This is a genomic window from Patulibacter brassicae (assembly GCF_033949425.1).
Taxonomy (GTDB): domain Bacteria; phylum Actinomycetota; class Thermoleophilia; order Solirubrobacterales; family Solirubrobacteraceae; genus Patulibacter; species Patulibacter brassicae.
Genome location: NZ_JAXAVX010000008.1, coordinates 133,712 through 143,302, shown reverse-complemented (window position 1 = coordinate 143,302; position 9,591 = coordinate 133,712). Strand labels below are relative to the sequence as shown.

12 protein-coding genes are annotated in these 9,591 nt (G+C 75.9%); all 12 read left to right on the top strand.

Annotated features, from left to right (window positions below):
* On the top strand, nucleotides 1-616 hold a 616-nt coding region (locus tag SK069_RS14765; protein ID WP_319955014.1), incomplete at its 5' end, for a flagellar hook-length control protein FliK.
* Between the two features lie 15 nt (nucleotides 617-631).
* Nucleotides 632-1,111 (top strand): flagellar hook capping FlgD N-terminal domain-containing protein, encoded by a 480-nt coding sequence (locus SK069_RS14760; RefSeq protein ID WP_319955013.1) that lies wholly within the window; start codon nucleotides 632-634, stop codon nucleotides 1,109-1,111.
* 23 nt (nucleotides 1,112-1,134) lie between these two features.
* Complete coding sequence (locus SK069_RS14755) at nucleotides 1,135-1,992, top strand: flagellar hook-basal body complex protein (protein WP_319955012.1); 858 nt, start codon at nucleotides 1,135-1,137, stop codon at nucleotides 1,990-1,992.
* 43 nt (nucleotides 1,993-2,035) lie between these two features.
* The gene (locus SK069_RS14750; RefSeq protein WP_319955011.1) at nucleotides 2,036-2,305 is read left to right on the top strand and encodes a flagellar FlbD family protein; all 270 of its coding nucleotides are present in this window, start codon (nucleotides 2,036-2,038) and stop codon (nucleotides 2,303-2,305) included.
* Nucleotides 2,302-3,132: a flagellar motor protein gene (locus tag SK069_RS14745; protein ID WP_319955010.1), complete on the top strand. Its 831-nt coding sequence runs from the start codon at nucleotides 2,302-2,304 to the stop codon at nucleotides 3,130-3,132. Before SK069_RS14750 ends, SK069_RS14745 begins: the two co-directional genes overlap by 4 nt.
* Entirely contained in the window at nucleotides 3,129-4,016 is an 888-nt protein-coding gene (locus SK069_RS14740) for a flagellar motor protein MotB (RefSeq protein ID WP_319955009.1), read from the top strand. The genes SK069_RS14745 and SK069_RS14740 overlap by 4 nt, the downstream gene beginning before the upstream one ends.
* Nucleotides 4,017-4,043: 27 nt before the next feature.
* Entirely contained in the window at nucleotides 4,044-4,493 is a 450-nt protein-coding gene (locus tag SK069_RS14735; RefSeq protein ID WP_319955008.1) for a flagellar basal body-associated FliL family protein, read from the top strand.
* 9 nt (nucleotides 4,494-4,502) lie between these two features.
* Nucleotides 4,503-4,916, top strand: coding sequence for a flagellar motor switch protein FliN (gene fliN / locus SK069_RS14730; protein ID WP_319955007.1), 414 nt, complete (start codon nucleotides 4,503-4,505; stop codon nucleotides 4,914-4,916).
* A 22-nt stretch (nucleotides 4,917-4,938) separates the two neighbouring features.
* A complete protein-coding gene (locus SK069_RS14725) occupies nucleotides 4,939-5,472 on the top strand; it encodes a chemotaxis protein CheW (RefSeq protein WP_319955006.1) in 534 nt (177 codons plus the stop codon).
* Between the two features lie 2 nt (nucleotides 5,473-5,474).
* Entirely contained in the window at nucleotides 5,475-6,548 is a 1,074-nt protein-coding gene (gene cheB / locus SK069_RS14720; protein WP_319955005.1) for a chemotaxis-specific protein-glutamate methyltransferase CheB, read from the top strand.
* Nucleotides 6,545-7,417, top strand: coding sequence for a CheR family methyltransferase (locus tag SK069_RS14715; protein WP_319955004.1), 873 nt, complete (start codon nucleotides 6,545-6,547; stop codon nucleotides 7,415-7,417). Before cheB ends, SK069_RS14715 begins: the two co-directional genes overlap by 4 nt.
* Before the next feature lies 1 nt (nucleotide 7,418).
* Complete coding sequence (locus tag SK069_RS14710) at nucleotides 7,419-9,587, top strand: chemotaxis protein CheA (RefSeq protein WP_319955003.1); 2,169 nt, start codon at nucleotides 7,419-7,421, stop codon at nucleotides 9,585-9,587.
* Nucleotides 9,588-9,591: the final 4 nt, after the last annotated feature.

The following is a 9,591-nucleotide window of genomic DNA, read 5'->3' as shown; positions in this document are numbered from 1 at the left end:
GACGCCCGCCACGGCCCCGCCGTCCACCGCCGCGGCCGGTCCGGGCGTGGCGGCGCCGACGCCCGCCACCCCGACGACGGCCACCGTCGCCGCGCCGACGAGCGCCGCACCCGCGCCCGCGGGGGCCGGCGTGGCGACCCCGCTGCCCGGCACCGCGCTGGCGCTCGAGGTCCTCGCCCGGCGCGGCGCGACCCACGCGCGCATCGAGCTGCACCCGGTCGAGCTCGGGGCGATCGAGGTCCGCCTGCGCCGCCGCGCCGACGGCGGCCTCGACGCGCGGATCACCGCCGAGAGCGCCGACAGCGCCCGCCTGCTGCAGGCGGCCGGCAGCGACCTGCGGCGGATGCTCGAGGCCGGGGGCGTCGACCTGCAGCACCTGGAGATCGAGACGCGCGACCCGGCCGCGACCGCCGCGAGCCCCGACGGCCAGGCGGCCGCCGGCGGCGACGCCCGGGCACGCGACCGCGACGCCGGCGGCGCCGGCGACGCCGGGCGCGCCGCCGCCCGCGGCGACCGCGACGGCGACGGCGCCGTGGCCGCCACCACGACCGTCCCGCTGACCCTGACCGTCCGCGACGACCTGCGCACCGTCGCGGTCGTCGACGTCCTCGCCTGATCGGAGCCACCACCGATGACCGACGCGATCGGCGCCACGAGCAGCACGCTCGGCGGCGCGACGACCACCACGACCGGGACGAGCGCCCTCGGGAAGGACGACTTCCTGAAGCTCATGGTCGCCCAGCTGAAGCGCCAGGACCCGATGAACCCGGTCGACGACAGCCAGTTCCTGGCGCAGATGGCCCAGTTCACGTCGCTCGAGCAGCTGACGAACCTCGGCCAGACGGCCTCCACGCAGCTCGGCGCGACCGCCGCCAGCCAGGCGCTGTCGCTCGTCGGGCGGACCGTGACCTACACGGCCGCCGACAAGACGGTGCGCACCGGCGTCGTGGAGTCCGTGACCTTCGACGGCGGCGTCCCGACGCTCACCGTCTCCGGCGTGACGGGGGTCTCGCCGGCCACGGTGACGGCCGTCCGCGACGGCGCGCCACCGAGCACCACCACGCCGGACGCCGGAGCGGCGCCGGGCACCACCACCACGAACGACGACTGAGGGGGAGTTCGATGCTCCGCGGGATGTACAGCGCCATCAGCGGCCTGAAGGCGCACCAGACCATGCTCGACGTGACGGCGAACAACCTCGCCAACGCGAACACCGTCGGCTACAAGGCGTCGCGCACGACCTTCGCCGACTCGCTCTCGCAGTCGATCCGCGGCGCCGCGGGTCCGACGGCCGAGACCGCCGGCACGAACGCCGCCCAGGTCGGCCTCGGCGTGCGCGTCTCGTCGATCGACAACCTCGTCGGCACGAGCGCGACCCAGATGACCGGCAACCCGACCGACGTCGCGCTCCAGGGCGAGGGCTGGTTCTCCGTCGTGCGCGCCGACCCGTCCGCGCCGGTGCCCGCCAACGGCAGCTGGTCCTACACGCGCGCCGGCAACTTCACGACGACCGCCACCGGCCACCTGACGACGCCCGACGGCCTCTACGTCCTGGGCTACGGCGTCACGGGCACCGGCACGCCCGACGTCGCCGGCGGCCCGCGCTTCCTGCAGCTGCCGGCCGGCGCGTCGGACGTCGCGGTCGGCAGCGACGGCTCCGTGAGCTACGTCGACCACTCCGGCGGCCCGCTGGACGGCACGCGCCAGACGGCCGGCTTCATCGCCGTCAGCCGGTTCCCGAACCAGGCCGGCCTGCAGCGCCAGGGCGGCAACCTCTGGTCGGCCACCGCCAACTCCGGCGCCCCGACCACCGACACGCCCGGCGTCAACGGCAACGGCGCGCTGATCTCCGGTGCCCTGGAGATGAGCAACGTCGACCTGGCCAGCGAGTTCACGACGATGATCTCCGCGCAGCGCGGCTTCCAGGCCAACTCGCGGGTCATCACCGTCGCCGACGACATGCTGCAGGAGGTCGTGAACATGAAGCGCTGATCGCGCTTCCCGTGTTCACGCTCCGCACGATCGAGGATCCCCCGTGATCACCGTGCACCGGCTGGGTCTCGAGCCCAAGCCGTTCCTCCTCAACTGCGACCTGATCGTCATGGTCGAGTCCACCCCGGACACGATCGTGACGCTCACCACCGGCGACCGCATCGGCGTCGTCGAGACGCCCGCGGAGGTCCGCGCGGAGGTCGCTCGCTGGCGCGCGGGCGTCCAGCGGCTGGCCACCCGCGGCGGCCTCGATCCGACGCACGTCGGTCCGGCTGAAGTCCGCGCGCTCACGGCCGATCACCACCGGCGATGAAGGCAGCAACCGGCATCGGCATCGCGCTCGCCTGCGCGATGATCTTCGGCGGGGCGACGATGGAGGGCACCCAGCTCGGGGTCCTCTTCAGCATCCCGTCCTTCATGATCGTCTTCGGCGGCACGGTCGGGGCCACGATGGCCGCGGTCGGCATGGAGACGACGAAGGCCATGCCCGGCCTCATGAAGCGCGTCATGTCGGCCGAGCCGCCCGACCTCGCCGGCCGCGCCGGCGAGCTCGTCGGCTTCGCCGAGCAGGCGCGCCGCGACGGCCTGCTCTCGCTCGAGGGCAAGGTCGGCGAGATCGACGACCAGTTCTGCCGCAAGGGCCTGCAGCTCGTCGTCGACGGCACGGAGCCCGGTGCGCTGCGCGACGTCCTCGAGTCCGAGATCGACGCGATGGCGGCCCGCCACCACGTCGGCGCCGACGCGTACGAGAAGGCCGGCGGCTTCGCCCCGACCATCGGCATCATGGGCGCCGTCCTGGGCCTCATGCACGCGCTCGGGTTCCTCAACGACCCGGCGATGCTCGGCGAGGCGATCGCCGCCGCGTTCGTCGCGACGCTCCTCGGCGTCGGCATCGCGAACGTCGTCCTGCTGCCGGTCGGCGCGCGCCTGAAGGCGCTCTCCGCCGACGAGGTCGTGCTCCGCGAGCTGACGCTCGAGGGCCTGCTCGCGATCCAGGCGGGCGAGAACCCCCGGATCGTCGAGGTCCGCCTCGACGCGCTGATCCCGCCGTCGCAGCGCGACGCCGCCAAGCGCGGTGGCACGGGCGGCAAGGGCGCGCCGACGTCGATCGACGACGCCCCGAGCCGGCGGGCGGCATGAGCGGCGGCGGGCGTCGCCGCGGGCGCCGCGGCCAGCAGGGCGGTCACGAGAACCACGAGCGGTGGCTCCTGACGTACGCCGACATGCTGACGCTCCTCGTCGCGCTGTTCATCGTGATGTTCGCCGTCTCGATGGTCGACCAGCGGAAGTTCGAGGAGGTCGCCAAGTCGCTGCAGGAGGCGTTCGCCGGCAAGTCGCTGCCGGGCGGCGGGTCGATCAAGCCCGACCGCTCCGGGGCCTCCGGCGTCGCCAGCCCGTTGCAGGAGGTCGCCGCGATCCAGCCGCTCTCCGTCGTCCAGGCGCAGGACCGCAAGCAGCGCCCGAGCGAGGAGCGCGCCCGCGCCGCCCGCCGGGAGCAGCTCGAGCTCGAGGGCCTGAAGCGGCGGGTCGACGCCCGCCTGGCCGCCCACGGCCTGCAGGGCCGGGTCGAGACGAGCGTCGAGCGCCGCGGCCTCGTCATGCGGATCCTCACCGACGACGTCCTCTTCGCGTCCGGCTCGGACGACCTGCGTCCCGAGGGCGTCGAGATCCTCGACGAGATCGCCGGCGTGCTGCGGCTCGACGCGCGGCACCCGATCGCGGTCGACGGCCACACCGACGCCGTCCCGATCAGCACCTCGCGGTTCCCGTCCAACTGGGAGCTGTCCTCCGCCCGCGCCTCGCGCGTCGTGCGGCGGCTCGCCGGCTGGTCGATCGACCCGCGGCGGCTCTCGGCCACCGGCTACGGCCAGGAGCGTCCGCGCGCCCCGAACGCCACCCCCGCGGGCCGGCAGCAGAACCGGCGCGTCGAGATCTCCCTGACGCGCCTGGAGGGCGAGGCCGCCGCGCCGGTCGCGCCCGTCTCGCTCACCGCATCGTCCGCTCCCTCCACCACCACGCCCTGATCCGCGAACCCGCGACCCCCGACCGTCATGGACAAGAAGAAGCTCATCGTCGTCGCCGTCGCCCTCGTGGCGGCGCTCGGCGCGTACAAGTTCGTGCTCGCGAAGCCGGCCGCCGCCGGTCCCGAGCCGAAGATCCACGGGACCGTCACGGTCCTGCCGAAGGAGTTCCTCGTGAACCTCGCCGACGGCCGCTACGCGAAGGTCTCCGTCGGCCTGCTGACCGAGGCCGACCCGCTGGCGGAGGCCGGCGGGGGCGGCCACGGCGGCGGCAGCGAGCCGCCCGAGGGCTACGCCGGCCTCCACGAGGAGGCCGTCGTGCGCGACCTCGTCAACGACGTGCTGAGCGCGCAGGACGCCGAGACGCTCGCGGCCGCCGACGGCCGGGAGAAGCTGAAGAAGCTCATCAAGAAGCGGCTGAACGCCCGCACCGACCTGCACGTCGAGGACGTCTTCTTCCCCGACGTCACCGTCCAGTAGGGGGCCGGCATGAGCATCGAGGCCACCACCGACTGGCACGCCGACGACGACCTGAGCGGCGCGGCGCCGACGACGACCGTCGAGGACGACCTCGCGCGGCTGCACGACGTGCCCGTCGAGCTCGCCGTCGAGATCGGGCGCACGACGATGACCCTCGGCCAGGCCCTGCGCCTGGGCCCGGGCTCGATCGTCGAGCTGCGCCGGATCGCGGGCGAGCCCGTCGACCTGCTCGCGGGCGGCAAGCCGATCGCGCGCGGGGAGGTCGTCGTCGTCGACGAGGAGTTCGGCCTGCGGATCACCGAGATGGTCACCGACGGCCACGACGCCCCGGCGACGCCCGCGACGGACCCCGCGGTCGAGGCGTCCAGCGTCGACCTGGACGCCGATCAAGCGGCCGTCCCGGCCGCCGATCACCCCGAGTGACCGACCTTCGGAGACCGCAGAGATGGCCAGCCACCACGCGCAGCAGCTCGTCGCCTTCACCCTCGGCGCCGAGGAGTACGCCCTGCCGATCGAGCAGGTGCAGGAGATCATCCGCTACACCGCGCCCCGCTCCGTCGCCGCCGGCGACGATGCCGTCCGCGGCGTCATCGCGCTCCGCGGCAAGATCGTGCCGGTCCACGACCTCGGCGGCCGCCTCGGCGTCCCGCCGGGCGAGGGCGAGCCGACGAAGATCATCATGGTCGAGGCTGCCCAGGGCCAGGTCGGCATCGTCGTCGACGACGTCACCGAGGTGCTGACCGTCGACGCCGAGCAGGTCGAGCCGGCGCCGACCGCGGCGCCCGCCGTCGCGGGCATCGCCCAGGTCGGCGACCGCCTCGTGGTCGTCCTCGACGCCGCCGAGCTCTTCGGCACCGGCGTCGACGAGGCCGCTGGCGACGCCTTCGCCGCCGGCCCCGCGGCCGCGCCTGCGCCGCGCCGCGCGGACGCCGGCCCGGCCGCCGAGCCGGTCGCGGACCGGTCGCTCGTCGCCCGCTGAGCATGGCCGGCGACCGTCCACTCCGCGTCGTCCTGGCGGACGACTCGGCCTTCATGCGCGCCCTCGTGGGCCGCGCGCTGACCGACGCGGGCTTCGACGTCGTCGGCCGCGCGGTCGACGGCGCCGACGCGCTGGAGCGCTGCCGCGAGCTGCGGCCCGACGTCCTGACCCTCGACCTCGCGATGCCGGGGCTCGGCGGGCTCGACGTCCTCGCCCGGCTCGGGACGGACGCCCCGAGCCTGCCGGTGGTCGTCGTCTCGGCGTTCTCGCCGGCCGACGGCGCCCGCGCGGTCGACGCGCTCACCGCGGGGGCGTTCGACCTCGTCGCCAAGCCCGCCGGCGACACGCCACTGCGGGCGTTCGCCGACGAGCTCGCCGAGAAGGTGCGGGCCGCCGCCGAGAGCGGCGCGCGTTCGCGTCCGCGGACGCGACGGCCCGTCGGCGGCACCGCGAGCGAGCGGCCGGCGCCGCCGGCCGGGCGGCCCCGGTCCGGCGCCGGACCGGTCCTGGCGATCGCCTCGTCGACCGGCGGGCCGCGCTCGCTCGCGGCGCTGCTGCCGCGGCTGCGCACCGTGCCCGCGGGTGGGGTGATCGTCCAGCACATGCCGCCGGGCTTCACCCGCTCGCTCGCCGAGCGGCTGGACCGCGCGAGCGCCGTCGAGGTCCGCGAGGCCCGCGACGGCGACCGCCTCCGTCGCGACCTCGTCCTCGTCGCCCCGGGCGGGATGCACCTGCGCTTCGACGCCCAGGGCGTCGCCCGGCTGACGGACGAGCCCGCGATCGGCGGGCTGCGCCCGCGCGCGGACCTCACGATCAGCGACCTCGCCCGCCTGCACGGCGACCGGCTGCTGCTGCTCGTCCTCACGGGGATGGGCCGCGACGGCGAGCTCGGGGCCCAGGACGTGCGTCGCGCCCGCGGGGCGATCTGGGCCGAGCACGAGTCGACCTGCGCCGTCTACGGGATGCCGCGCGCGGTCGTCGAGGGGGACCTCGCCACGCGGGCGCTCCCGATCGAGGAGCTCGCCGCCGTCGCCGCCGACGCGCTCGCCGGAGCGCGACAGGAGGTCGCCGCATGAGCCCGCTGGACACGCGCCGCGCCACGGCCGGCGCCGGACCGGTCGCCGGTCGGGCCGCCGCCCGCCAGGGGGCCGCGCCCGACGACTACGAGGTCTTCTGCGCCGGCGTCGCCCGGCTCTGCCCGATCGACCTGCGCCGCTACAAGCGCGCGCAGATGGAGCGCCGGATCCGGACCCACGCGGCCCGCTCCGGGGTCCACGGCCTCGACCGCTACCTCGAGGTGCTGCGCAGCGACCGCGCCGAGCTCGACGCGTTCCTCGACCGGATCACGATCAACGTCTCGTCGCTCTGGCGCAGCCCCGACCAGTGGCGCCGGATCGCCGACGACCTCGTCCCGCGGCTGCTGGCCAGCAGCCCGCGCGGGGCGCGCTCGATCAAGGTCTGGAGCGCCGGCTGCTCGATCGGCGCCGAGGCCTACACGGCCGCCGCGGTGATCCGCGACGCCGCCGGCCCCGGCGTGCGCGTCGAGGTCCTCGGCACCGACATCGATCGCCGGATCCTGGAGGCGGCGCGCCGCGGGGAGTTCCAGCGGGCGATGGTCGGGCCGGCACCGCAGGACGCGCTGCGGCGCCACTTCGAGCCGACGACCGACGGCTGGCGGGCGAGCGACGCGCTGAAGCGCGGCGTCCGGTTCGCCGAGGGCGACCTGCTCGCCGGGCGCGTCGCGACCGCCGCGCACGATCTCGTCCTCTGCCGCAACACGGTCATCTACTTCACGCCGCCGGACCGCGACGCGGTCCACGCCCGGCTCGCCGAGAGCCTGCGTCCCGGCGGCTTCCTCGTCGTCGGGCCGACCGAGCGCGTCGCGAGCCCCGCGGCGATCGGCCTGGTCGGCGACGGCCCCTTCGTCTACCGCCGCGAGGCCTGAGATGGACGCCACCGAGTACCTCCCGATGTTCCTCGCCGAGGCGCGGGAGCACCTCCAGGAGCTGAACCTCGCGATCGTCGCGCTCGAGCGCGGCGAGGGCGACGCGGGCGCGACGCTCGACGAGATCTTCCGCGTCGCGCACTCGATGAAGGGCATGAGCGCGACGATGGGCTTCGCCCGCACCGCGGCGCTCACCCACGCGATGGAGGACGTCATGGAGCCCCTCAAGGGCGCCGGCGGCGGACCCGTGGGGCGACGGCTCGTCGACGCGCTGCTCGCGTGCCTCGACGCGATCGAGCGGACCGTCGACGAGATCGAGCGCGACGGCGAGGAGGGGCTGGACCCCGACCCGCTGATCGCGATGCTGCGCGCCGCCGCGGTCCCGGGCGGCGACGCCGCGGCGGGCCGGGACGCGACCGCGGCCGCCGACCCGGTCGCCGAGGACGCGCCGGCGACCGCCTCGGCGCCGTCCGACCCCGCCGGCGAGCCGCTCGCGAGGGGCCGCGTGCTGCTGCGGGTCGTGGCGACGCTCGACGAGCAGGTCACGATGGCCAGCGTCCGGGCCTTCATGGTCCTCAGCGCCTGCGAGGACCTCGGCACGCTCGTGCGCTCCGACCCGGCGGCCGACGCGCTGGACGCCTTCGACGGCGACGCGGTCGCCGCCTGGATCGACGTCGATGCGACGCTCGACCACGACGTCGCGCGCACGTCGGTCGCCGCGGTCCCCGAGGTCGCCGACGTCGCCGTCTGGGCCGACGAGCCGACGGTCGCCGCCATCGCGGCCGTCCCGGGCCGGGACGCCGCGGAGCCGGAGCCCGGCCCCGGGGGCGCGATCGGTGCGGGAAGCGCCGGCCAGGCTCCGGCGGCGAGCGCGTCGACCGGGCCCGCGCCGACCGGCGACGAGCCGGACGTCGCCGAGGCGGCCGCCCCGCGCCCCGCCGAGGGCGGGGGAGAGCCGAAGACGCGGCGCGCCACGAGCGTCCGCGTCGACGCCGACCGCCTCGACCAGCTCATGCACGGCATGGGCGAGCTCGTCGTGCACCGCACCCGCCTGGAGGCGCTGCTCGACGACGCCGGGACGCCCGACCTCCGCGACGCGCTGCAGGACCTGCAGCGCTCCTCGCACGCCCTGCACCACCTCGTGATGCAGGTCCGGATGATCCCGGTCGACGCGGTCTTCCTGCGCTTCCCGCGGCTCGTCCGGGACCTCGCCAGCCGCCTGGACAAGCAGGTCGACCTCGAGCTCGTCGGTCGCGACACCGAGCTGGACCGGACCGTCGTCGACGCGCTCGGCGACCCGCTCGTGCACCTCGTGCGCAACGCCCTGGACCACGGGCTGGAGACGGCCGCCGAGCGCGAGGCCGCGGGCAAGCCGCCCGTCGGGAGCCTCACGATTTCCGCGCGGCAGAGCTCGGGCCAGGTCGTCATCTCCGTCAGCGACGACGGTCGCGGCATCGACCCCGAGCGGGTCGCCGCCCGCGCGGTTCAGCGCGGCCTCATCACCGCGGCGCAGGTCGCCGAGGTCGACGAGCGCCGCGCCGCCGAGCTCCTCTTCGCGCCGGGCTTCTCCACCGTCGAGCAGGCGACCGACATCTCGGGTCGCGGCGTCGGCATGGACGCCGTGCGCACGACGATCCGCGGCGTCGGCGGCGAGGTCGTCGTCCACTCCGCGAAGGGCCGGGGGACGACGACCGAGATCCGGCTGCCGCTGACCCTCGCGATCACCTCGGCGCTCGTCGTCGACGTCGCCGGGCAGCCCTACGCCGTGCCGCTGGACCGCGTCGAGCGGATCGTCCGCGTCGACGAGCAGGTCGTGCGCTCGGTCGTCGGGCGGCCGGTGATGCTCCACGACGGCGAGGCGATCGCCCTGATCGACGGCCCGTCCGCGCTGGGCGAGGACCCGGCCGGCGCGCTGCCCTTCGCCCTGATCCTCCACGGCCACGACCGCTCGGCGGCGCTGACCGTGACGCGGCTGGACGGCCAGCGCGAGCTGGTGACCCGGCCGATGCCCGCCGACGTCTCCCGGGACGCGCCGCTGGCCGGCGGCGCCGTGCTGGCGGGGGGCGAGATCGCCCTCGTGATCGACGTCGACACCCTGATCCTCCGCGGCGGGCCGGCCGGGCCGGCGGCCGCGGCCGACCGCCATGCCCGCCCTCGCCGCGCCGCCTAGGAGC